At 47.4% G+C, this 24,192-nt stretch carries 20 protein-coding genes; 6 read left to right on the forward strand and 14 right to left on the reverse strand.

Annotated elements, in window-relative coordinates:
- Positions 1-128: 128 nt before the first annotated feature.
- Entirely contained in the window at positions 129-1,799 is a 1,671-nt protein-coding gene (locus tag OCU49_RS17535) for a formate--tetrahydrofolate ligase (protein ID WP_261841853.1), read from the forward strand.
- Positions 1,800-2,070: 271 nt separating this feature from the next.
- Here the strand turns inward: OCU49_RS17535 and OCU49_RS17540 are convergent, their stop codons facing one another.
- The 14 genes from OCU49_RS17540 to OCU49_RS17605 all read right to left on the reverse strand — a co-directional run bounded on the left by OCU49_RS17540 (position 2,071) and on the right by OCU49_RS17605 (position 18,301).
- Positions 2,071-2,355 carry a hypothetical protein gene (locus tag OCU49_RS17540; RefSeq protein ID WP_261841854.1) on the reverse strand — a complete coding sequence of 95 codons (285 nt, stop codon included), beginning with the start codon at positions 2,353-2,355 and terminating at the stop codon, positions 2,071-2,073.
- A gap of 124 nt (positions 2,356-2,479) precedes the next feature.
- Positions 2,480-3,124, reverse strand: a complete 645-nt coding sequence (locus tag OCU49_RS17545; RefSeq protein WP_261841855.1) for a class I SAM-dependent DNA methyltransferase — start codon at positions 3,122-3,124, stop codon at positions 2,480-2,482.
- A 90-nt stretch (positions 3,125-3,214) separates the two neighbouring features.
- Entirely contained in the window at positions 3,215-3,859 is a 645-nt protein-coding gene (locus OCU49_RS17550) for a tetratricopeptide repeat protein (RefSeq protein WP_261841856.1), read from the reverse strand.
- Positions 3,860-4,173: 314 nt separating this feature from the next.
- On the reverse strand, positions 4,174-6,123 hold the full coding sequence (locus tag OCU49_RS17555; RefSeq protein WP_261841857.1) for a putative bifunctional diguanylate cyclase/phosphodiesterase: 1,950 nt from the start codon (positions 6,121-6,123) through the stop codon (positions 4,174-4,176).
- A gap of 178 nt (positions 6,124-6,301) precedes the next feature.
- Positions 6,302-7,180, reverse strand: a complete 879-nt coding sequence (locus OCU49_RS17560; RefSeq protein WP_261841858.1) for a LysR family transcriptional regulator — start codon at positions 7,178-7,180, stop codon at positions 6,302-6,304.
- A gap of 57 nt (positions 7,181-7,237) precedes the next feature.
- Positions 7,238-8,974, reverse strand: coding sequence for a dipeptide ABC transporter ATP-binding protein (locus OCU49_RS17565; RefSeq protein WP_261841859.1), 1,737 nt, complete (start codon positions 8,972-8,974; stop codon positions 7,238-7,240).
- A gap of 1 nt (position 8,975) precedes the next feature.
- Complete coding sequence (locus OCU49_RS17570; RefSeq protein WP_261841860.1) at positions 8,976-10,223, reverse strand: ABC transporter permease; 1,248 nt, start codon at positions 10,221-10,223, stop codon at positions 8,976-8,978.
- Positions 10,224-10,225: 2 nt separating this feature from the next.
- Positions 10,226-11,410, reverse strand: a complete 1,185-nt coding sequence (locus OCU49_RS17575; RefSeq protein WP_261841861.1) for an ABC transporter permease — start codon at positions 11,408-11,410, stop codon at positions 10,226-10,228.
- 157 nt (positions 11,411-11,567) lie between these two features.
- The gene (locus OCU49_RS17580) at positions 11,568-13,625 is read right to left on the reverse strand and encodes an ABC transporter substrate-binding protein (RefSeq protein WP_261841862.1); all 2,058 of its coding nucleotides are present in this window, start codon (positions 13,623-13,625) and stop codon (positions 11,568-11,570) included.
- A gap of 37 nt (positions 13,626-13,662) precedes the next feature.
- On the reverse strand, positions 13,663-14,355 hold the full coding sequence (locus tag OCU49_RS17585) for an HAD family hydrolase (protein WP_261841863.1): 693 nt from the start codon (positions 14,353-14,355) through the stop codon (positions 13,663-13,665).
- Positions 14,356-14,357: 2 nt separating this feature from the next.
- Positions 14,358-15,188, reverse strand: coding sequence for an alkaline phosphatase family protein (locus OCU49_RS17590; RefSeq protein WP_261841864.1), 831 nt, complete (start codon positions 15,186-15,188; stop codon positions 14,358-14,360).
- Positions 15,189-15,475: 287 nt separating this feature from the next.
- Positions 15,476-16,402, reverse strand: a complete 927-nt coding sequence (locus OCU49_RS17595; RefSeq protein WP_261841865.1) for a DUF808 domain-containing protein — start codon at positions 16,400-16,402, stop codon at positions 15,476-15,478.
- A gap of 161 nt (positions 16,403-16,563) precedes the next feature.
- The gene (locus OCU49_RS17600; RefSeq protein ID WP_261841866.1) at positions 16,564-17,496 is read right to left on the reverse strand and encodes a GntR family transcriptional regulator; all 933 of its coding nucleotides are present in this window, start codon (positions 17,494-17,496) and stop codon (positions 16,564-16,566) included.
- Positions 17,486-18,301, reverse strand: coding sequence for an alpha/beta hydrolase (locus tag OCU49_RS17605; RefSeq protein WP_261841867.1), 816 nt, complete (start codon positions 18,299-18,301; stop codon positions 17,486-17,488). The genes OCU49_RS17600 and OCU49_RS17605 overlap by 11 nt, the downstream gene beginning before the upstream one ends.
- 81 nt (positions 18,302-18,382) lie before the next feature.
- On the opposite strand from OCU49_RS17605, the gene OCU49_RS17610 reads away from it, so the two are divergent.
- Genes OCU49_RS17610 through OCU49_RS17630 form a run of 5 tightly spaced genes read left to right on the forward strand, consistent with a single transcriptional unit; the run spans position 18,383 to position 24,184 of the window.
- A complete protein-coding gene (locus tag OCU49_RS17610) occupies positions 18,383-20,518 on the forward strand; it encodes a TonB-dependent receptor (RefSeq protein WP_261841868.1) in 2,136 nt (711 codons plus the stop codon).
- 11 nt (positions 20,519-20,529) lie between these two features.
- Positions 20,530-21,408 (forward strand): ABC transporter substrate-binding protein, encoded by an 879-nt coding sequence (locus OCU49_RS17615; protein ID WP_261841869.1) that lies wholly within the window; start codon positions 20,530-20,532, stop codon positions 21,406-21,408.
- Complete coding sequence (locus OCU49_RS17620; RefSeq protein ID WP_261841870.1) at positions 21,395-22,399, forward strand: FecCD family ABC transporter permease; 1,005 nt, start codon at positions 21,395-21,397, stop codon at positions 22,397-22,399. Before OCU49_RS17615 ends, OCU49_RS17620 begins: the two co-directional genes overlap by 14 nt.
- Entirely contained in the window at positions 22,396-23,367 is a 972-nt protein-coding gene (locus OCU49_RS17625; RefSeq protein ID WP_261841871.1) for a FecCD family ABC transporter permease, read from the forward strand. Before OCU49_RS17620 ends, OCU49_RS17625 begins: the two co-directional genes overlap by 4 nt.
- Positions 23,368-23,371: 4 nt before the next feature.
- Positions 23,372-24,184 (forward strand): ABC transporter ATP-binding protein, encoded by an 813-nt coding sequence (locus tag OCU49_RS17630; RefSeq protein ID WP_261841872.1) that lies wholly within the window; start codon positions 23,372-23,374, stop codon positions 24,182-24,184.
- The last annotated feature ends 8 nt before the right edge of the window (positions 24,185-24,192 follow it).

The raw sequence follows: 24,192 nt of genomic DNA on the forward strand, positions 1-24,192 counted from the left end.
GCTTTGGAGATTCTTGCTAAGACGCAACACATTAGAATGCTGCGCTTAACGACCCAATCATTCTGAATGATTACATATAAATACTGGCGCTCTCGCCAAAACGTGATTCTCTAACAGAGGTATAAAAGGTGAATACTGATATCGATATTGCTCGCGCGGCAAATAAACTGCACATCAGCGAAATTGCTGCGAAATTGGAGATCCCAAACGAGCATATTAGCCCTTACGGCCACGATAAAGCCAAGGTTAGCCTCGACTACATCGAAACTCTAAAGGATCGCCAAGACGGCAAACTGATCCTGGTTACTGCAATCAGCCCGACTCCGGCTGGTGAAGGTAAAACAACTACTACTGTTGGTCTGGGCGATGGCCTGAACCGCATTGGTAAAAAAGCAATTATGGCACTGCGTGAGCCTTCTCTGGGCCCATGTTTTGGTATGAAGGGTGGCGCTGCCGGCGGCGGTAAAGCTCAGGTAGTACCAATGGAAGATATCAACCTGCACTTCACAGGTGACTTCCACGCAATCGGTGCTGCACACAACCTGCTGGCTGCTCTGATCGATAACCACATTTACTGGGGTAACGATCTGGGTATCGACAGCCGTCGTATCGCGTACAAGCGTGTTATCGACATGAACGACCGCGCACTGCGTGAAATCGCTAACGGTCTGGGCGGCCCAGGTAACGGTTACTCCCGTACCGACGGTTTCGACATCACTGTAGCGTCTGAAATCATGGCTATCTTCTGCCTGGCTAGCGACATGAACGATCTGCGTGAGCGTATCGGTAACATCATCGTTGCTGAAACTCGCGAACGTACTCCAATCCGTGCTAAGCAGCTGGATGCAGATGGCGCAATGGCGACTCTGCTGAAAGATGCCCTGAACCCTAACCTGGTTCAGACTCTGGAAAACAACCCAGCGTTCATCCACGGTGGCCCATTCGCTAACATCGCTCACGGCTGTAACTCAGTTATCGCAACTAAAGCGGCTCTGAAGCTGGCAGACTACGTTGTAACTGAAGCTGGTTTCGGTGCTGACCTGGGTGCTGAGAAGTTCTTCGACATCAAATGTCGTAAAGCTGGCCTGAAGCCTGAAGCTGCTGTAATCGTTGCTACTGTACGTGCTCTTAAGATGCACGGCGGTGTTGCTAAAGATCAGCTGACTGGCGAAAACGTTGAAGCTGTTCAGAAAGGTTGTGCAAACCTGGCTCGTCACATCCAGAACGTTAAGAAGTTCGGTGTACCAGTTGTTGTTGCTATCAACCAGTTCATCCATGACACTGAAGAAGAAATCGCTGCTGTTAAAGCTGCTGCTGCTGAAGAAGGCGTAGAAGCTATTCTGGCTAGCCACTGGGCGAACGGTTCTGAAGGTACTGAAGAGCTGGCAACTAAGGTTGTTGAGATGATCGAAGGCGGTTCTGCGCAGTTCGCTCCTCTGTACCACCTGGACCTGCCACTGTTCGAGAAAATCGAAACTGTTGCTAAGAGCATTTACGGCGCTGGCGAAGTTGCTGCAGACAAGACTGTTCGTGACCGTCTGCACCAGTTCGAAGAACAGGGCTTCGGTAACCTGCCAGTATGTATGGCTAAGACACAGTACAGCTTCTCTACTGACATGAACCTGCGTGGCGCGCCAAGCGATCACACAGTAACTGTTCGTGAAGTTCGTCTGTCTGCTGGTGCTGAGTTCATCGTAGCGGTATGTGGTGACATCATGACCATGCCTGGTCTGCCACGCGTACCAGCTGCTAACAGCATCCACGTGGACGAAGACGGCCTGATCCAGGGTCTGTTCTAAGATTTTTTAAATCTTAAATAACGTCTAAAAATGGCTCCTTCGGGAGCCATTTTTGTTTCTGATATATACAAGCATAAACAAGAACAGGCATATGATGTCAAAGAACGCCATCATGGCTCCAGTGGCCTGGTCTGCCACGCGTACCAGCTGCTAACAGATCCAGGTTACCGAAGACGTCCTGATCCAGAGTCTGTTCTAAGCCTTAGTAATTTATGACTACAAAAAAACGGCGCTTAAAGCGCCGTTTTTTTTTGTATCTGGTTTACAGAAGTCACTCAATAACTGAAACACCTGAAATCTCTAAAACTGTTTTCGCATCTGCCCGCTCAATCACTTTTAACAAGGTCGTCTGAATCGTTTCGTCTTTTCTGGCATCACTTTTACAGGAAAACTTTTGCTCTTGGGCTGCAGCGCCTTCTTCTGAAATAAACCCAACAACGACTTCAGTTGCGCAACTGGTTGATTTACCAAAGTAAGCTATCGATATCTGAGGATAACCCTGAAATCCTTTTTTAACTCTTTTTGCTATACGTTTTGTTGATTTATCCAAATTCATAATAAGTACCCAAAAGAAATTTAACGTCTAAATCACAAATTCACCGGAGTAAAAGCGATTATTGAGTATAAGCGAAGCAACCACACATTCGACCTAACAAAGTTAAGTCCTATGTATGCTTTCGTTACACCTCGTACCAGCCATACCAGAAATATTCCATTTTTCTATAATGTACGGTTTTAGAAACTTCACTCACCATGGAATGAAATTCTTCTTCCGTTATAAAGTTTTTGAGTATTTCGTGCTGGCTACCATCTTTCAGTGTTCGCACCTGGTAAGTATTACCATCTGAATCCTGACTGCTTATCGGTGTACTATTGCCTTCCACATAAAGATTATCGGCAAATATCACGAGACTTCCGGGCTCAAGATTCACGTGTAGCATTCTTAGAAATGCATTAACGTCACTTTTCTTAATGTGCGACAGCCAAAACCCAGCATAACAAGCATTAGCTTTTTCCGTGACCTTGCTAAGACGAAAAGCGTCATCGACTATAAACTCAACATTACAATTTTGGAGCTCCTTGCCTCTGGCGACCTGAAGCACTTCCTGGTTGTAATCTATCCCCAGTACACTTGCCGCATCAGTACAATACTTCTGCGTCCAAAAACCTGTGCCACAGGCAATTTCCAAAACATCTTTTTGAATGAAGTTATTCTTTAAAAAAAGTGAAAGTGCCTGAATATCCTTTTGACGCTCTGGCTTAGCGTAAATGTCTTCATACTCTCCAGCACGGGTCTTGTAGTATTCCTTTAGCTCAGCTTCCATACCTTTGTCCTTTAGAGAAGTAACGCCCTTAACAATAGGTGTAGGGCGCAGCTCTACATCCTTTTTAATTTGATCGTTATGTGCCGATGACTATCTTACTTCGGCTTTTCTTTGTAATTCTTCATACTCCCCAAGCACCCTGCTAGTAACTGGGTGAGAGTCATCACTTAAGCTTCGAAATATCCGTATCGCGAACTCGTAGTGTCCCAATGCTTCGTCAACATTTCCAAGCTCTGCCTCAATTGCCCCAATGCCTATGCGAGCTGATGCTGAAAAGTGAGTGTTTTCCATAGATAAATCTCTAAGAATATCTAACTCGATTTCGTATCGCGTTCTCGCAGAATCATACACGCCCTGCTTTAACAGAGCCTCACCAAGATTGCCATTCAGGACAGCTAGTTGTAGTCGATCGCTGGTAGGATTTGAGTCCAATAGCTCAAGGGCCCTTTCTAGCTCGACTTGAGCATCTTTTGGCTTATTTATTAGATTCAATACAGAAGCCAGATTACTCAATTGCCTCGCAATTTCTGACGGACGAAAATTGACTTGCTCCATTAGAGAGACCAACTGCCTCCTGCTTTCTTCAGCTTGAGCATAATCCCCTTGATTTTGGGCTTGTGCAGCTTGCTGATTTAGAGCTCCCATCACTTGTATGAAGCTCTTGGTAGCATCATCTTGAGCATGTACGTTAAATGCTAAAAATAAAAATAATGATATTAAAGCAAAAGTTCTCATGCTATTCCTTGAAGCACATCCTTATTCTTCACTGGGAAAACGCGAACGCACACCTTGTCGGTGTTAACAGTTACGCTATCCTGCCTGCGCAGAATCCTATCCCCCTAATATAGTCCGATATTCTTTAGTTGCTTCAGTATTAAGGTATGTATGCTTTTCATTTATTAACAAGTAAAGCGTGCTTGTGTATGAGTAGCGTTTCAATAGATAGCTTCAGTCACCAGTACTTATAAATGAATTATCCACAGCATAAAAAAACGGCGTTCTTAAGCGCCGTTTTTTTTTGCTGGATAAATATCCTTGGCTTCAACAGATCAACCAACATTCACCCATTTAAGCTCAGACTGATCACACAACAGGTTACGCAGGTTTGCAGGTGAGAAATGATAGTAGCCCTGTTGATAGAAGATCTGATGTTCTTTGAGCTTTTCAACCTGCCAGCGGGTTTCTACCCCTTCTACAATCAGATTCATCCCCAGTGCGTCGACTAACTTGTGAATGCAGGTTACCGTTTCAACGCCTTTATCAAGGCGGGAGACAAACTCCCGGTCCAGCTTCACCCATTTGGCAGGAATGCTGTTGAGGTAAGCCAGGGATGAGAAGCCTGTTCCGAAATCATCGATCGCAAAGCTAAAACCATAACCTATCAACTGATCGATTGTGGAAGAGTATTCTTTTGAGTCAGGCATGATGACCCGTTCGGTCAGTTCCAGCACCAGATCCTGTGGCAGCAGACCTGCTGAATTGATCGCGTATTCTAAATCGCTAATAAGCCTGCCCTGCTGTATGTGTAAGCCGGAAACATTCAGCGACAGTAAGACCTGATCACCAAACCGCTGACGGATGGCCCGGAACTCCTGGCAAGCCTGATAAAAAATCCAGCTACTCAGCTCGCCAATCAGACCACAGTGCTCGGCTACATCTATCAGCTCATCCGGGCTGACTTCAGCCAGCTCTGAACCGGGCCAGCGAACCAGGGCTTCAACAATCACTACCCGTGAATCGTGCATATCAAATACCGGCTGATAGCACATTTCAAACTCATCATTGAGCAGTGCAGCACCAATGCGCTGAGAAATCTGCGTGCGTCGCAGCAATTGCTCACGCATACCTTTACGGTACTGAATCCAGCAACGGCGACCGGAACCTTTGGCCATATACATTGCAGCGTCGGCATCAGCTAACAGTAATTCCAGGTCATCATCATCACGGGGATAACTGGCAACACCCACACTTACCGATAGCACAACCGGCGGAATATCATCGGAGATTTTGTATTGCCCGGAGAGACTCTGCACCAGCGCAGTGGCAAACACATCAAAATAGTCATCAACGCAGGCTTCGGGAAGTATCACAACGAACTCATCACCGCCGATACGGGATATATCTCCGTCATCGCCGGTACAGCGTCGCAGACGGCTGGCAACCTGACACAACAGGCTATCACCTACTGCGTGGCCAAAGCCGTCATTGATAGGTTTAAAGCCGTCCAGGTCGATATAATAGATAGAGAAAGGCGTTTGTTTCTCATGCAGCAACTTCATGCGCTGAAACAAACCTTTACGGTTAAAGACTCCGGTCAGCACGTCATGGGTCGCCATTTGCTGTAACTCAAGCTCACGGCTTTTACGCTCATGGATATCCTGAAAGCTAACAACAAAGTCGCCAGCTGTAGTTTCACTCAGGCGCACCTCTACACTGTGCCATCGATTGCCGTCGGCACATTGCAGGCAAATATCCTGCTCGTAGAACTTATCTTTACCGGCTAGTTGGCGATCAATTTTCACCAACTCATCAACAGGAATCAGATCAGCCAGATTATGAATGTCTGTGCCGAATTGCTGACGGAAAGACGGGTTCGCACTCAACAGCTCAAACTGCTCGTTAAACAGACAAATCATGATAGTGCCGCTGACCAGCGCGGCTATTTCTGCACGCTCTACATGCAAGCCTTCCACGAGCATCGCCAGCCGGCCATCATCAAGATAGACACCCGAAAACTGACAATAAACATCTTTGGCTTTACCTTTTGGCGACAACTGCCACCAGTGGCAAATACGCTTACCCAGAGCAAAGTCATCCAGATAGTTTAAGAGAGTATGCTGAACAGCATCAGATGTACCTTCCTGAAAATCCCGGGCAGTAAGCTCTTCAAGGCTGGATGCATGCCATAAGGTCAGTGCACTTTCATTAGCCCAGTGAATACGATAGTTATCAATATCGTATATCCATATCGGCGTCTGAAGCTGATCAATATCAAGCATGGCTAATCCTTCAGTCTCATCACACAATTTTTAATGAGGGTACTAAAGGTTTTAGACACCCAAAACACAAGTGTCCAATATAGCACGCGAATAACCCAGAATGGTAAGTATATTTACCAAAAAAACGTGCTACAAAGGCAAAATAATAGCCATTAAAGCAAATAAATGGTAGGGATAATTAATCGATATTTCGCCGTGTTAAGGCCATCTCAACAAACTCTCTTATGCCCTGTTGCTGACTGCGGGTTTTCAGCCAGACAACATGCTCTGTTACATCCATATCGGTACCTTCAACCGGCACCAGTGCATAGAGGTGATCAGGCCGGATGTCATCACTGAGAGCAAAGCCTACACCCAATCCCTGAACAACAGCATTACTGACATGCTCCGACGTACTCATCATCATTTCAAAGCGCGGATTCAGCTCAGCACTGCTAAAAACAGCCTTCACATACTCCTGTGTAAACGAGTTATTTTTATAGGCAATTAATGGATCCTCTATCAGATCATGTGCGGTCACTGATTCAGCACAGGCATGACGATGGTCCTTAGGCAAAATAGCCGTCAATCCATGACAATGGAACGCCAGCCGCGAAAGCCCGGATGGCGGATTCGGCATAGGAAATAAACCAATATCAGCTTCCCGCTCCATAATCATCTGCCGGCATTCATGGGTTGTCCCGGCAATCACCTGAACCAGAGCCTTGGGATACTGCTTTTTGAACGCAGCCATTAACGGCATAAAAATCAATGGTGAGGCAGTAGCAACTTTAAGACGAAAGTTTTCACTGCGTACTTCCGGTTCGAGCAATGATGCAACCGCCAGATCCAGATCCAGATACTGACAACTGAGCTGATGCAACTGTTTACCCAGGCTTGTTGGCCGCACCTCTTTGCTAAAACGTTCTAATAACGGGAATTCACAGCGGGACTCCAGTTTGCGGATCTGTGCCGTCACTGCCGGCTGGCTCACGCCAAGCAGTTTTGCTGCCTGGGTAAAACTGCCCGCCCGTACTACCGCATTGAATGTGCGGATTTCATTCAGCGTAATATCCATCAGAATCCCACCAGCATTGCTATAACTAAGGCCGTAGCCGTATACACACAGTCATAATCAGATAACTGCAACATCAGCACTCTGCTCCGTTGTTTTGACTATCGGTGCTCTGGCCATCAGTTCTTCAGAGGCATCAACTACAGCATTCCGGGGTTCCAACAATGGAATTGAAGCGATCAGTTGCTGGGTATATGCCTGCTGAGGATTAAGGAAAATATCCCGCACACTGCCCTGCTCGACCATATCCCCATGCTTCATCACACACACCCAGTCACACAGGTTGGCAATGACGCTCAGATCGTGGGAAATAAACAGTATCGTCAGCCCTAACTCTTCGCGTAACTCTTTCAGTAAAGCCAGAATTTCCGCCTGAATAGACACGTCCAGAGCTGCGACCGATTCATCGGCAACAATGAACTTAGGCTTACATACCAGCGCCCGGGCAATACTGATCCGCTGCCGCTGGCCACCGGAAAAAGCATGGGGAAAACGGCGTAAATGGCTAACATCAATATGACAACGCCTGGCGATTTCAATCACCTTTTTATCAGTTTCTTCGCGGTTCTTGGTCAGCTTCATTGCTTCCAGCGGCTCGGCAATAATATCCCGCACTGTCATCCGCGGATTAAGTGAGCTGTAAGGGTCCTGAAATACCAGCTGAGCTGTTCTGGCAAGATCTTTACGTTTCAGCCTTTTACCTATACCAAATTCAACCGGGCGCTTTTTACGGTTGTACTTCACGGTACCGCTGCTAATGGGAGCAGCACCAAGTAATGCTTTGCCAAGCGACGTTTTACCGGAACCACTTTCACCGACTAAGCCAATGATCTGGCCTTTCGGTAAATCCAACGAGATGTTTTTAACAGCAGTAAAGCTTTCCTGTTTGCGCGCAGCACTGGCCAGTTGGTAAGTAACTGAAAGATTCTCTATCGACACCAGCGACTTAGGTGTTTTTGCCGGCGGTTCCGGTAAATCATCCAAATGCGGCAAGGCATCCAGCAAACGCTGGGTATACTCATGTTCCGGCGCAAACAGCACCCGCTCTGCCGTGCCGGCCTCAACTATTTCACCTTTTTTCATGACCGTCACCCGGTCAGCAATCTTAGAGATAACCCCAAGATCATGGGTGATAAACAGCATGCCCATGCCATACTGCTCACGCAGCTCCAGCATCAGTTCCAGCACTTGGGCCTGTATGGTCACATCCAGCGCCGTCGTTGGCTCATCGGCAATCAGCAGCTTCGGCTTGGTAGATAATGCCATGGCGATCATTGCCCGCTGCCGCATACCGCCAGACAGCTCAAACACGTACTGATCAAAACGTTTTTCCGGCTCTAAAATGCCCACCCGATCAAACAACTCAATACCAGCTTTACGGGCTTCTTCACGGGTGATGCCTAAATGTATCTGCATGGTCTGAATAATCTGATCGCTGATCCGAATAGCTGGCGCAAAGCTGGCCATAGGTTCCTGAAAGATCATCGAAACAGCATCGCCACGTACCAGACGCATATCTTTACCGCGCAACTTCAGTACATTTATATCTTGTTGCTGATGGTGCAGATGGATTGAACTGTTTGGCTGGATAATCGCATTACCCGGGCTCAGACGCATGATGGTTTTCGCAGTGACTGATTTACCTGAACCGCTCTCGCCTACCAAGCCCATAACTTCGCCAGGCTTAATATCCAGACTGACATTATTAACCGCCCTTACCAGCCCTTCGTCAGTATTAAAATCGATACTTAAGTCACGAATTTCCAGCAAGTTACCTGCTTTTTTATGCATGCTCATATTACTTCTTCTCCGCATAAGGGTCCGCGGCATCACGCAGAGCATCACCGACAAAAACAAAGGCCATAATCAGGAATACAAACACAACAACCGGAAAGAACTGCCAGATCATATTCTGCTGAATATCCGGATCCTGAGCCTTTTGCAGCAACACCCCAAGACTGTTAACCGGCTCAGTCAAACCCAGCCCCAAAAAGCTCAGGCTGGTTTCTGCCAAAATCACGTAGGGAAAGTTAATCAGCGTATCGACAATAATGTAGCTACCGAAGCTCGGCACCAGATGCCGCCAGATAATCCGCCAGGTACTTGAGCCGCAAAGCTGGGCCGCAAGTACGTAGTCCTGATTCCGCTCCGTCAGAATATGGGTACGTAGGCGCCGACCGAGCGTTGCGAAATCCAGCATCCCAATGACCACAGCAATAGCAAAATACCGCTGCACAGATGTCAGATCGAGCTGCGCTAACGCAACGGCACAAGCCAGATAAATAGGAATCGGCGGAATCACCCTTACAGCTTCCGTGATACTCATCATCACGGTATCGACTTTGCCGCCGAAATAGCCACTGACACCGCCCACCAAAAGTGATGTAAACAACTTCACCACCAACGCCACTATCGCAATACTGATGGTTATCCACACGGCGTGCAAAGTCCGGCTAAACACGTCTTTTCCGTCTTCATCGGTGCCCATCAGATGAATCTGGCCGTTTTCAACGCCAAATAAGTGCAGGTCCCAGCGAATATCCAAGTCCATTCCAGCCATACTTAAATCAATCAGGCTGTATTCCCAACCCTTAACAAAGAACTGCAAATAACGACGCTTGTCTTCATCCACCAGAAACTTGTTCTGGCTGGATGAACTCAGTGCGCCGCTGGATGTAAGTGCATCCAGGGCATCCAGCCCACCACCGGCTAAAGCCTTAAGGTCAATCTTGGCTTTCTCTTTCTGATAGGTATACGTGAAAGGCCGTAACGAAAAACCATTCTGATCCCAGAAATACACTATCTGCGGTGCACCGCGACGGTAATCTTTATCGGCACCGGATATGGTCGGATCAACCGGAGAAAAGAAACCGGCAAAAAAGCCCATAAACACCAGCGAGCCGAGAATCCACGCGGCAACTACGCCGGTGGTTTTACGCTTAAAGCGGGCCTTTATCAGAGCCATTTGCCCTGCGGTGTAATACGCGTCGTCTGCGACTGCTTCTTTCTTACGCCCAAAGCGGGCTAAAACACTTCCGATCGCCATATTCAATTCCCCAGCACGCTTTTACGTACCCGCGGATCAATTGCCGCTAATACAATATCGGTAATAAAATTCATAGAAATAACCACCAGCGCGACCAGGAATAAAATACCGGCGGCCAGTTCCTGATCATTGGTTTGTGCCAACGCTTCAATCAACAGCGCTGCAGCATCCGTCAGACCAATCACAACAGCCACAATTGGTAAGTCATTGAAGATTCGCTGGAAGTCAAAACCGACACTGTTAAATAGCGGGCTGATAGAATGGCGTACCGGATAACCTGCCCACAGTGCCATACCATCCACACCCCGGGCACGGGCTGCATCTACATAGAGCTTATTAGACTCATCCACCACCAGCGCCCGGACTGTTTGTAACTGCAACGCTGTTGCAGACCAGCCAATGACAAATATCGGTAGCCAGATATGGCCCAAAAAGTCCTGTAATTTGCCAAACTCAAAACCGTTATCGCCAAACCAGGGCACACTCTTCCACTCATCAGAAAACAGCCCGGTTGGCGTTGGCTCACCAGCGAACACATACAGCAGAATAATGCTTAGGGCTAACAGGAAATTCGGCAATGCGAGCCCCAGATAACTGATAATCCGCAACTGCAAATCCAGCAGTTTGTTAAAGCTCAGACCAAGAGTATTTACAAAGCGTTCAGCTTTAGTGTGCTGAGGATTACGGTCTTTCCAGTCTTTGTTGATGGTAAAAGCAGACAGAATGCCGAATGGCACGGCAATGATGTAGGCAAAAATCAGACCGGCCATACAAAACATAAAGCTCAGCCAGAAACGTTCGCCCAGCGCCAAATTAACTGACTGACGCTTGGCACAACTAAAGCCCAGATCCCCTTTTAAGGTCAGGTCTGTTACCCAGCTAGCCCAACGCACGGCTAACGGCTGGTCTAACCCCATCCGGGCACGTTCCGCCGCAATATCTGCCTGAGTAATTGTTTCGCCCTGGGTATTCTTATAAGCAATATACTTTTCAGCACAGTCACCCGGCAGCACTTCCATTAAGGTAAATACGATACCGCTGACAATCAGTAAAGTGATCAGCGCCAACACATAACGACTGAATACATAATTGAAATACTGGCTGTGCATGCCCCGCCAGTAGAGAAACCCACCAACGCTCAGCAAAATCCACAGTAGCCAGGTGCTGGCTATAAAATCGGCAATCACAAGCAAATCCTCAAAACCTGTTATCGGTACGTTTTCAGCCACCACACCTGACGAAAAGGCATTGATAGCAGGTCTTCATACTGTTTTCAGAAAGACACAAAAGGAGGGTGGCAATGCCCCCCTCCTTTGTAATGCACCTGATCAGGTGCGCGAATAATCAGTTCTGTGCCATGCCTTCCGCACCCAGGAACCACTGAGTGGCCAGGTATGGATACATACGGTAGAACTCATAAGAAGAGGTTTTAGGCAGTTCAAAGTTACCCAGTGAGCGGCTGCGGTATACCGGAGAAACAGCCTTCACCGTGCCTAGAATGTAAAGGTCATCGACAACGCGCTTGGCAATTTCAACACCCAGTTCATTGGATGCTTCCGTACCTGCCTGCAGGGTTACAAAGCGATCGGTCAACTGCTTCATATCAGCAACAGTTGCCGGTGGCTGAACACCTTCAGCACCCTTAGTATCGCGGTGCTGTGCCCACAACATACCGGTACGCAGATCAAAGAAGCTGCCGTAAGGTGGTAACAGGGTTTCAGTATTGCTCGCCAGCGTTGCCAGTGGACGGCCCATTACCCAGCTCAGCACGCTCAGATCGTTTGCGGTCTGAGAGTTACGGTATTCATCAGAAGTCACTTCTTTGATAGTGGTTTTAACACCCACTTCAGTCCAGTTATTCGCGATGATTTCAACCAACTCAGTTGGCGTACCCTGAGTCGCATACTGAATGTTCAGCTCAAACTTTTTACCGGAAGGCAGATCACGCAGACCATCGTTGTTTTTATCAACTACACCGGCTTTATCCAGCAGTTCAGTTGCCATTTTCTGATCATACTGCGTCCAGCTGGACTTCAGATCTTGAGTGATGAAAGGCGTAGTATCCGCATCAAAACCTGTGTACTGAGTTGGCTGACCCAGGCCGAAATAAGCAATCTCGTTAATCTGATCACGGTTCATGGCAACCGACATCGCCCGGCGGAAGTTCACATCATTGAATACAGCGCGCTTCTCCAGATCTTTATCTGTCAGATTAAACGCGATAGTGGTTTGCGCAATGGTCGGACGCAGTGCAAGTTCGTACTTTCCCTGGTCTTTGTTTTCCAGCAAAACCGGTGCCTGAGGCAGGTTAACTGCCTGAGCTTTATAATCTACTTCACCAGCAATCAGCTTAGCGGTTTGAATGTCTTCATCACCGATAAATACTTCGCTGATTTCATTGATATACGGCAACTGATTACCGGCAGTATCAACCTGGAAGAAGTAAGGATTGGCTACCAGACGACGACCTTCCAGAGACTCTTCTACGACCAGATAAGACTCAAGACTTGGTGCTATAGCAGTCAGGCCAGCTTCAACCAGGCGGTCAGACGCTGCTTTGTCTTTCAGCAGCGGGGTTGGTACATCTTTCCAGTCAGACTGACCGTAGTAGAAATTGATAACCGCATAACCGTTTTCAAAGCCCAGCGCTTTAGCTTTCTTGTCGGCATCTTTGTTCAGCTTAGGATGGAACTGCGCTAACAGGTGTTTAGGCTGGAATGGCTGCGCGTAATCCTGTGCAAAGTTATCCAGAAAACCCGGTGTAGATTCGTTCATCGTGAACTGAACTGTTGTTTCGTCCAGTACTTCAACCATTACCGGCTTGCCCGCAGACAGGAAACGGTCCTTAGGTTTCTCGATAACGTTAGTATTCATCAGCAGGTCGTTGTACCAGAAGGCAATATCTTCAGCAGTGAAAGCAGAACCGTCAGACCATTTGTGGCCTTTACGCAGGTTTACTTTCAGTACCGTGAAGTCCGCGTTCCATTCCCAGGATTTGGCCACGTTAGGTACAACAGTTGCCAGATCATCGCTGAAACGTACCAGGTTAACGTGACGCACAGACAACAGATCAGACGTACCTGACTCAGTTGCCTTAGAAATACCATCCAGCACACCGCCATAGATACCAATTTGCTGATATGGCGCGACGACTAAAGGCTCGGCTGGAATACGCTTAGCCAGAGACATCAGCTCCGGGTTACCCGCGATACGGGCATTGAGCTCTTCAATTGCCGGATTTTCAGCAAAAATCAGTTTGCAACCCTGCTTTGCTTCATATTCGGCACGTTCAAAAATGTGTGGGTATTTACCACCAGCATCCGGCCCAGTTACAGCCGGGCAGCTTGCCAAAACATTGCTTGCCATCAGCGCTGTAGCGCCAGCGATTAACAACTTATTCATCATTCAGTTCCTGCTAAAAAATTAGTGTGAATTCAAATCAGACCGACGCTGCAAATGCAGGTGCTGGCCAGCGAATCAGTTGCCAGCCACGGGATGTAGCCAGCTCACTGAGTGATTTATCGGGATTAGTCGCAACCGGATGCTCTACCAGCTCTAATAGCGGCAGATCATTCATTGAGTCGCTGTAGAAATACGCACCATCCATGGACTCTCCCTGCTCTTCCAGCCATGCCTTCAGCCGGATAATTTTGCCTTCCCTGAAACTGGGTATACCGGCAACTTCACCGCTATAAGTTACTTTCGATGTTTCTGAATCAATGGTCTCTTGCAGCTCAATGGCTAGCACATCCTCAACCTCTAATTCCTTTGCAACTGCTCTGACAATAAACGCCGCCGTTGCTGAAATGATCACCAGACGCTTTCCCTGTGCCCGACAGGCACTCAACAATTCACGGGCATCGGCATACACCCTGGGCGAAAGATATTCATTTACAAATACCGGCATCAGAGCATCAATCTGTTGCTTATCCAGATGCATCAGTGGCTGCAGCTGAAAGCGAATGTAGTCACACATATCCAGACTGCCGGCGCTGTATTGCTCCGAAAATGCGGCATCACCTGCGAGAAAATCATCACCAGCAAAACCGTGATCGACCAGATAACGGCAAAATAACGAAGCACTATCACCCGCGACTAAGGTTTCATCTAAATCAAAAATTGCTAATGCCATGCTTATAAAGCTCCTGAAAAGTCAGCATGTAAGAAATTATCCGGGTAAGCCTTTGCATGTCCCTGAATCCCAAGAAGCTGGCAAACGGCACCGCACAGTTCCAGCTGCTGCGGCTGTGATTCAGAGCTGTGAGAAAAACCATTGCCCATCACGTACAAAGGCACCATGCGCTCTTCTGGCAAAATACCGCCATGGCTAAAATCGTTATTCATACCGTGATCAGAGGTCACCAATACCTGGTAGCCTGCATCCAGCCAGTCTGGTAAATACTCGGACAAAGCCATATCAGCATGGCGGGCAGCGTTACGGTATTTGCTGCTATCCCAACCGGCTTTATGCCCGGCATCATCGATATTCATTGGATGCACTAACAGAAAATCAGGATCATGCTGACGACGCAGCGCTTCAGCGTCGGCAAACAGATGATCATCGGGATAATGATCCTGGTGATAGAAACTGCCGTATTGAATTGCCAACTCAGGATCAGCTGTATGGCGATCTCGTTTGGCGCGATAAGGTGTGCGGTTGTATAGCTCACTAATCCAGTGATACGCCGCTGCGGCAGTGGTAAGGTCGGCATCACGTGCCAGATTAAACACACTTTGCTGATTGGAAAGACGTGTAACAGTGTTATGTACAATGCCACTGTTTGCCGGTGCAACGCCCGTCAGAATCGCTTCATACAGAGGCCGCGACATAGAGGGTAATTCACACTGCAATTTGTACAGCGTGGCACGCTGCTGCTCACGCAGCGCCTGCAAAAACCCCATACATTGCTTACCAACCCCGTACTCGAGGCCATCCAGCACGACAAGAATTACTTTTTGTGACATATACACTTACTCAAAAATCAACCGGATCAAACATGGATACCCGATCAGTAAGCGCTGTAATACAGAACTTAATGAGTATCCGAAGACTGCATCTAGGTTAATTTCTGAATGTGTAACTTATACGACAGGAATGGGTATTTTTCGTGACATTTTTATGGCTTATTTTCCTGGCATAATCATTTGCTATAAACAGTCACAAAAAATCAGTAACTAAAACCTATACCTAAAGACAAAAATCAGACATAAAAAATGCCGCTATAGCGGCATTATCAAAACAGAACAAACGATCAGGTATGTGAACCTGAGCTAAATATTTTCATCACCCCGGCCAGCACAAGGCCTATCAATAAGCCAATCAGACCAGAAGTTACCGATGGTGCAAATAAAGCGACATAAATACTGATATCCGCTCCCAAACGTTGCACATGGTGCACCCACTCAGCTAACAGAGGAATCCCATGTACGATGATGCCACCGCCCACCAGGAACATAGCAACAGTGCCAACAACGGTCAGAGTACGCATCAGCCTTGGAGCAAATGCCAGCAGGCCCCGGCCAACGCTGCGCTTAACCGCAGCAAATGCCCCGGCGGTTTTATCTTTCAGCAGATACAGTCCGGCATCATCCAGTTTGACGATAATCGCCACCAGCCCATAAACAAACACAGTAATCAGTACCGCCAATACAGAAATAACCAGCGATTGCATGGCAAAGCTGGCGTCCTGAACGGTTCCCAGTGCAATAGCGATGATCTCGGCGGAAAGAATGAAGTCGGTACGTATAGCACCTTTTATCTTATCTTTTTCCAGCTGTTCCAGATCCGTATCCTGCTGCGCCAACAAGGCCTCAACCTTTTCATCATCGGTCTGCTTCGACGATTTACTGAACATATGCAGCACTTTCTCGGCCCCTTCGAAACACAGAAATGCACCACCCAGCATAAGCAGAGGGGTAATCAGCCAGGGGATAAATGCGCTGATCGCCAGTGCCCCGGGCACCAGAATCAACTTATTCAGCATCGAGCCTTTCGCGACGGCCAGCACCACAGGAATTTCCCGCTCAGCTTTAACACCCGCCACCTGTTCGGCATTCACCGCCAGATCATCGCCTAAAACCCCGGCAGTTTTCTTTGCTGCGACCTTAGTCAGTATTGCCACGTCATCAAGCACTGCGGCGATATCATCAAGAAGTGTTAATAAACTCCCGGCTGCCATCAATCATCTTCCTTATAAAAAATCCGGACGTTACTCACCCTACACGGACAAATACATGAAATCCATAAATCAGAATATGGGATAGCATACCTTCAAAAATGAAATAAGGCTGAATAAACGGGCAACACTAAACCCTTAACTGCTACTGCAAGTAACGTCACTTACGAATTATCAGGTACGCCCAATTCTCCACTTGCTGATATTTGCAAATGACGCTCCATTAAACTGGCAGCCCACTGCCTATCACCTTGCAAAACACAAGCAATAATATCCAGATGTTCCTGACAGGATTTTTGCATCCGTTCCGGATACAACACAGCTCCGGACTCAGTAAAACGTCGCATCCTGTTTTGTTGACGCATGATCTCTGAAAAAAACCGGTTACCAGAAAAATCAACAAGCATTTGGTGAAAACCTGCATTAACGGTAAGTAATGTGTGTGGAGCAATCTCAAACACTAAGCCATCAACCAGTCTGCGATGAAAATCAGCGCAGGCATCCAGTCTGGGTTTATCAATCTGAAAAGCATCGCTACGAAGTGCCGCTGGTTCCATTAGCTGACGCAACTCATAACTCTCCCTATTACTGCCGGTATTATCGATAAGAGCTGTAAAATTCCAGCCTTTTCCCTGCGCTGGTTGTAATAGCCCTTCACTGGCAAGTTGCGCCAGGACCTTACTCAACAAAGCCTTAGTAACATCGTAGCGACGCAATAGATCGGCCTCAGTTACATGGTTAGGCAAATCTCCCTGGACCCTGTCCTGACCAATTTTGACATACAATGCATCTAAAGGTGGTTGAGGCAGTTCAAGCTCTAAGCGATATAAATCTTCACTCTCACAATTTAACAGATACCCCCCGGCAGGCCTTGGTTTCACGACGTTAAAATGCTCTAGCAGCTTAAGTGCTGCACGAATAGGCGAGCGTGAAACACCTAGTTGTTCAGCTAAATCCCGCTCGGTTAAATGACTACTACGCTGAAGACCACTTCGCTGAAATAATTCTATTAACTGGTGACTAAGCTCCGCCTGTAACGGATTGACTTTACGAATCGCGGCCAGAGTATCGCCTTCCATGGGGTTCTCAACTGTCATCTAAAATCACCTTAAAAAATTCAAAAACTTCCGGCAGAACTTCAAAACCATTATGTCCAACTCCCTTAACGCTATCAAACTGCAACCTATCCACCAACGGTTGCCAATTCTCAAATAAGCGCTGTGCCCGGAGAACTCTATTTTCACCGGCATCATTCGCGCCAACAGCCCAGTAATGGGAATCTTCTTTCAGCGTAATCTCTGACGTATCTAAATCGTCCTCACCAACAACAATCTGCACTGGCACGTTTTCTATGGCCACTACATTCATCTGCTTATCGAAAAGAGTCTCTAAGTTACCCGTTCCTACCCACCAGTCTGCATGACTATAAAGCGTAACTAACCCAGGCGCGCCCACCGAAAGAGCAGCCAACCGCTCAGGCCATAAATACAAAAAACGATTAGTAAACTGACCGCCGCCTGAAAAGCCATGAAGATAAAATTTATCAATATCAACAGGATACTTCTTACCGACCTCATCAATCATCGATAACAGAATCTGATCGTAACGAATCCCATTATCTAAAAGAAACTTATATCCCCCGGTATCTTCCATAGTTGGAATACCAATCGGAAAAAGTGGACATAGCACAATCAGATTTTGTGTTTCTGCAAAATCCCGACACAAATCCCGATACACCTCAGCAGTACGCCTTGACCCATGAATTACGACAAGAAGTCGACATTTAGACTCATTTACAATGGATTTCGGCACATACAAGCAATAGCTAAAGCGTTGATCTGACTGGCTCGCAAAGAAGGCTGTTGCACCTACATCATAAATTCCAAGCATTTTTAATTGCATTCCTATTGGTATTTTTATTAACATTAATACCATAAACGATAATAGTTAGCATTTATATTAACCTTTAAGTTGGCATATCCCATGAAATCAACTCTGGTCGCGCTTTCATTAATACCAATGTCTGCGGCAATAATTTCTCCTGCTGTTAACGCTACTGATTCTTCATACCGGCAAAATGAGTCAGAAAGTACGCTGGTCATCAGTGCTACTCGTCAAGACTTAACATTAAACGAACTCGCCCACTCAGTGACAGTGATTGACAGACAAGAGCTAAATACTCAATTACAGACCTCGCGTAATCTCGGAGAAGTACTAGCGAAAACAGTACCAGGTATGGCACCTGCCAGTCAGACGCTGACTAACTGGAGCCAGACTTTGCGCGGACGAAATATGCTAGTACTGATCGACGGCATCCCGCAAAATTCAAACCGTAATAGCCGCCGGGATCTCATGAGTATCGATGTCGGCAACATCGAACGTGTTGAAGTACTGCGTGGCGGCAGTGCCGTTTATGGTAGCGGCGCAGCAGGCGGTGTGGTCAATATTATTACCCGTCGAAATACAGACGAGACCATCAGCAAAATTGGCCTGGCAACTTCCCTGTCTGAACTGGACAGCGAAAGCTTACGTTACCGGCTGGAACAATATACCGGTGGTCAAAATGAAAATTTTGATTATGGCTTTAATGTAGCCTGGGAACGCACCGGCGGTTTTTATGATGCAGACGGTGATCGAATTGCACCCGAGCCAAGCCAGGGAGATATGTCAGACACTGACAGTATCAGCCTGGCTGGTAAATTACGCTGGAATCTTGAGAACAGCACATTAACACTGTCTGCCAGCCACTTTGACGCTGAGCAGGATACCGATTACACATCCGACGCATCCGTTAATACAGCACCAAAGGGCTCTGTTAAAGCCAAGGCCCTTTCCGGCCTGCAACTAGACATGCAACCCCGTACAAAGACAACTTTGCTGAACCTTGCATGGAACGTCGAGACAACGCCTCTCGGCAGTATGGATGCACAGCTATACTACCGAGATCACCAGGCTCGCTTCTTTCCTTTTGCATCTAATCCCGTCCAGCAATACTTTCTCGAAAGTGAAAGTATTGGCTCTCGTTTAGCGTTCAATACCGATATCAACGATGACAACCTGATTCGCTGGGGGATAGATTATAATCAGGAAGATTACGCAAATCCTCAGTCTACCTACGACCGTACAACCTACGATAACAGTAATGGACGAATCTTCAGTTACACCGGCGACCGAATAGGCAGGCCTCCCGCTACACAAGAAGACTTAGGTGTTTTTGCGCAACTCGAACAAAACCTGACTGACCGCTTCCGCTGGGAACTGGGCGCGCGCTATCAGCACTCGACCGCATCTTTCAACACCTTCACAACAATGTCTGGAAATACGGTTCAGAGCGGTAAAATAAGCTTTGACGACATTATGTTTAATACCGGCGCTGTATATGATGCCAGCGAGAACAGTGAAATCTATGCGAGTTTTTCCCAGGGCTTCGAACTACCTGATATAGGCCTTAGACTGAATAATGCATCTAGTACCTTCACACTATCAGACTCTGAGTTAAAGCCACTTAAAACCGATAACTATGAAATTGGTACCCGCTCTGACTGGGGCAATACCCAGTTAACATCAGCAGTGTTCTATAGCACTTCAGATCTGGGACAACCACAAGCAACCGCTCTTAATATCTTCTTGCCACGTGCAAAAGAACGCATTTACGGACTGGAATTAACCGTTGATCACAACATTAACGCACAGTGGTCTGTTGGTGGTCTGGCAACCTGGATGGAAGGTGAAACATACGATGAAACACTACAGCGTTGGAGAGCACTGGATAACTTGCGTATTCCGCCGCTACAGTTGCGGGCTTACTTAGGATACAGCCCAGACAGTTATTGGTTCCACCGCCTGCAAGTAAACTACAGCGGTAACCGGAATAATGCTTATAACGACAGAACTAATGACAATCAGTTTGGCCGTTATACTGAAATCACCGACTATACGACCCTTGATTATCAGGCCCGTTATGAATACGACCGTCATACTGTCAATATCGGTATAGAAAACCTGCTTAACAAACAGTACTACACCGTATACGGTCAGGCATTACGTGGCACACAGAATACCAGTCACATTGCTGCATCCGGAGCCACTCTGGCAGCGAGCTACCAATACCGATGGTAAAATCAGCGCTGATGGCAATGCTCTTAGCATTGCCAATGTTTAGCTATGCGGCCGGCAATTGCCGGCCGATTGAGCATGCACTGGGTACAAGTTGTGTGCCTGCACACCCGGTTAGAATTGCCGTGCTGGATACCGGTGAACTAGATATAGCAATAGCTCTGGGCATTACCCCTATCGCTGCAACAAGCGCCTACCAGATAAACGCTTTACCAGATTATCTTCCAGCTATAACAGATGAAGTTATTTCGCTTGGCATGATTCAGGAACCTGATTTAGAGCTGCTCTTAAAACTACAACCTGATTTGATTATAAGCAGCAAATTACGTCATGGCAGAATATACGATCAGCTCTCAGGTATCGCCCCTACAGTCTTTAGTGAATCTATAGGCGCCAGCTGGATTGATAATCTGCGGCTATTTGCTGATGCTCTTAACAGGTCAGCCAAAGCAGACATCTGGATAGAAAAGTTCGAGCAGCAATGCAGGACTGTCCAGGAAAAGTACAATAAGCTTGGCAAGCCACCGTTATCTGTCGTCCGCTCATTACAGACACATATACGTCTTTATCTGCCAGACTCCTTTATCGGCTCAATTCTTCAGCACTGCGGCCTGCAACGCCCGATAAGCCAGCAAGGTAAAGGCTTTGCAGTCCGCTTGCGATCTCCAAGTAAAATTACCCAGCTGGAAGCTCCACTCATTCTATTAAGTGAATATTCTCCGTCTCAGGGCTCTTTAATCCAAGACTGGCAAAAGTCTCCTTTCTGGCGCTTGCTCAAAGGAAAAACCTACCCTGTTAACGACAGTTACTGGATGCTTGGAATTGGCCCAATTGCAGCGCAAAAAGTGCTCAACGATTTGCAGAGCATTCTGGATAATTATGCAGCTAACTAATAAATTTTTCCCTTTTCAGCTAACCGTTATAATCATTTTGTTTCTGGTCTCGCTGCCAATGGCTTTAACGGCAGGGGATAATAACATCGGTCTGTTACAGGTCTGGCAATGGCTAAATAACCAACAACCGGATCCGATGGCATCATTGATAATAACGGAGCTACGCCTGCCTCGCTTACAGACAGCAGTACTGACTGGAGCTGCCCTCGGTTGCGCAGGTTGTCTGCTACAACGACTCACCCGCAACCCGCTATCCAGCCCGGGATTATTGGGACTAAATCAGGGTGCGGCTCTAGGTTTAGTGGCATTATTGATTAGCCCTTTACCTTTCACTCCCTTATTCAGCTTCGTGGCAGCCTTCATTGGTGCCGGGCTTGCAATGCTATGTGTATTTACGGTTGTCCGCATAGCAACTGGCGCTCTGGCGGCAGACAGCATACTGCTCTTTGGGGCATTACTCAGCACACTGTTTGGCGCTATTACCAGCCTTATTTTAATACTGGATCAACATGCGCTGGATGCGATCCGCTTTTGGCTGGCAGGGTCACTCTCACTCGTCAATACAGAAACGCTACCCTGGCTAACGATCCAGACCCTCGCAGGTATTAGCCTTGCTTTTGTTCTCTGCCGCCCATTACAGCTGCTTGAAACCGGCCAGGAAACAGCACGTGGAGTAGGTGCCGCCCCCCGTCAAATTTTGCTCCTGGTTAGCTGTGTAATTTTAATACTGACTGCTTCAGCAGTTGCTGTTTGCGGCCCAATTCTCTTTATTGGTCTTGTAGTTCCACATCTTGCCCGCTTCTGCTTTTCAGAAAAAATATACGGACACCTTGCTGGCAGTGCGCTACTGGGATCACTGTTACTGATTCTTGCTGATGCAGGGGTTCAATGGCTAGATGCTAACGATCGCTTGCCACCCAGCGTTGCTTTAGCCTGCATTGGTGTTCCCTGGTTTATCTGGCAAATCAGGCAGAGGTATAAAACCCAATGATATCAAACATTCAGATACCTACGTACCTATGGCTACTTCCGATTATTGTATTATTCTGCCTTCTGTCCGGAAGCAACTCATCATGGCAAATACTCTGGGATACAGTTCAATGGCAGCAAGTTAGCCAAACGGTACTTGAACTGCGTTTACCCAGAGTAATAGTTGCGGCAATGGTTGGCGCGAGTCTGGGAATTGCTGGCCTGCTACTCCAGACAGTTACCGGCAACCGGCTTGCCGACCCTGGAATCATTGGTGTTAATCAGGGGGCTGCACTGGCCGTCATAAGCGCCATTATCTGGCTACCTGAAATCACTTATCTCTGGTTACCACTTATCGGCCTGACTGGCGGTATTGTCACTGCAATTACACTATGGTGGCTCTGCAGGGGCACTGCATCAATCGCCCTGATTCTGACAGGAATAGGCCTGAGCAGCCTGCTAAGTGCTTTAATTGGCTGTTTGATGGTGCTCACTGAAACACAGCGCTTAGCTACGATCATGACCTGGTTGGCAGGCAGTTTCAGTAGTGCCAACGAGCAAACGCTTATCAACACCATTGCCTGGTGCCTGCTGCTTTTACCTTTGGCTTATTTAGCCTGCCGCCAGATAACCCCCATGCTACTCGATAGCGACAGCGCCACAATGCTGGGAAGCCGGACACCCTGGATGGAAAGCAGTTGCTTACTTATCGCCTGCGCACTCTGCTCAGTCGCGGTAGCTGCTGCCGGAACTCTTAGCTTTGCAGGCCTGCTGGCCCCACACCTGGCACGTAAACTTCACCCTCCTCAACCGGATAAACTAGCACTACCTGTACTCTGTTATGGCGCCATGTTAACAATGCTGGCTGACATGCTCGGCCGCACCCTTTTCGCTCCGATACAAATTCCTGCGGGACTCATGCTGGCGATTGCAGGTGTACCTGTATTTATTCTGATTTTACTCTGGCAACAACGCATTCGGGGGCACTAAGCATATGACTGAAACAGCAATTCAGGGTAAACATTTACAGACGGGATACCGTCAAAAAATATTAATTGATGAAGCTCTGATAAAAATTCCTAAAGGAAAAATAACTGTATTACTGGGGGGGAATGGCTGTGGAAAATCAACACTATTACGTACACTCGCCGGGCTACACCCTAAACAATCAGGCGAAGTATGGATTGGTAACCGACAACTAGAGACAATTAGGCCTCGGCAATTGGCACAGATAATGGCGTTTCTACCACAGCACCCTCAGGCACCAGAAACACTGACAATCAACGAATTGGTGATGCTTGGCCGCTATCCTTATCGTAAAGGCTTTCTGCCGCCATCAAAAACGGACAAACAAGCAGTCAATTCCGCTCTGGCCAACACAGATTTATTGGCCCTGGCCGAGCAATCGCTGGGAAATATATCCGGTGGACAGCGACAACGTGCCTGGCTAGCGATGATACTGGCACAAGAAACCGATATTCTCATGCTAGATGAACCCACCAGCTATTTAGATCTGAGCCATCAGTATGATCTTCTGAACCTGATCAAACACTTAAACGATCAGCATCAGAAAACCATACTCATCGTATTACATGATCTGAATCAAGCCTTCGAGTTTGCCGACCATCTCATCTATATGAAAAACGGCAAAGTAATCACTCAGGGAAGTCCGGCGGAAACCGCTTCTGAATCCCTGATACATGAAGTTTTTAATCTACGTTGCAGTATTCAGCAACACCCCGAAAGCAACTGTCCGTTACTGGTGCCTCTGGCAGGAAGATATGCTCCCCGTTGCATGACAAGCTAAGGAAAACT

This window comes from Aliamphritea ceti, from assembly GCF_024347215.1.
Classification (GTDB): domain Bacteria; phylum Pseudomonadota; class Gammaproteobacteria; order Pseudomonadales; family Balneatricaceae; genus Amphritea; species Amphritea ceti.

Bases quoted from the DNA above. Each gene is read 5' to 3' on its own strand.
- OCU49_RS17585 (WP_261841863.1), bottom strand. From the start codon at position 14,355: ATGGCATTAGCAATTTTTGATTTAGATGAAACCTTAGTCGCGGGTGAT.
- OCU49_RS17600 (WP_261841866.1), bottom strand. From the start codon at position 17,496: ATGACAGTTGAGAACCCCATGGAAGGCGATACTCTGGCCGCGATTCGT.
- OCU49_RS17555 (WP_261841857.1), bottom strand. From the start codon at position 6,123: ATGCTTGATATTGATCAGCTTCAGACGCCGATATGGATATACGATATT.
- OCU49_RS17620 (WP_261841870.1), top strand. From the start codon at position 21,395: ATGCAGCTAACTAATAAATTTTTCCCTTTTCAGCTAACCGTTATAATC.
- OCU49_RS17545 (WP_261841855.1), bottom strand. From the start codon at position 3,124: ATGGAAGCTGAGCTAAAGGAATACTACAAGACCCGTGCTGGAGAGTAT.
- OCU49_RS17540 (WP_261841854.1), bottom strand. From the start codon at position 2,355: ATGAATTTGGATAAATCAACAAAACGTATAGCAAAAAGAGTTAAAAAA.
- OCU49_RS17625 (WP_261841871.1), top strand. From the start codon at position 22,396: ATGATATCAAACATTCAGATACCTACGTACCTATGGCTACTTCCGATT.
- OCU49_RS17570 (WP_261841860.1), bottom strand. From the start codon at position 10,223: ATGGCGATCGGAAGTGTTTTAGCCCGCTTTGGGCGTAAGAAAGAAGCA.
- OCU49_RS17615 (WP_261841869.1), top strand. From the start codon at position 20,530: ATGGCAATGCTCTTAGCATTGCCAATGTTTAGCTATGCGGCCGGCAAT.
- OCU49_RS17550 (WP_261841856.1), bottom strand. From the start codon at position 3,859: ATGAGAACTTTTGCTTTAATATCATTATTTTTATTTTTAGCATTTAAC.
- OCU49_RS17590 (WP_261841864.1), bottom strand. From the start codon at position 15,188: ATGTCACAAAAAGTAATTCTTGTCGTGCTGGATGGCCTCGAGTACGGG.
- OCU49_RS17595 (WP_261841865.1), bottom strand. From the start codon at position 16,402: ATGGCAGCCGGGAGTTTATTAACACTTCTTGATGATATCGCCGCAGTG.
- OCU49_RS17605 (WP_261841867.1), bottom strand. From the start codon at position 18,301: ATGCAATTAAAAATGCTTGGAATTTATGATGTAGGTGCAACAGCCTTC.
- OCU49_RS17560 (WP_261841858.1), bottom strand. From the start codon at position 7,180: ATGGATATTACGCTGAATGAAATCCGCACATTCAATGCGGTAGTACGG.
- OCU49_RS17565 (WP_261841859.1), bottom strand. From the start codon at position 8,974: ATGAGCATGCATAAAAAAGCAGGTAACTTGCTGGAAATTCGTGACTTA.
- OCU49_RS17630 (WP_261841872.1), top strand. From the start codon at position 23,372: ATGACTGAAACAGCAATTCAGGGTAAACATTTACAGACGGGATACCGT.
- OCU49_RS17610 (WP_261841868.1), top strand. From the start codon at position 18,383: ATGAAATCAACTCTGGTCGCGCTTTCATTAATACCAATGTCTGCGGCA.
- OCU49_RS17580 (WP_261841862.1), bottom strand. From the start codon at position 13,625: ATGAATAAGTTGTTAATCGCTGGCGCTACAGCGCTGATGGCAAGCAAT.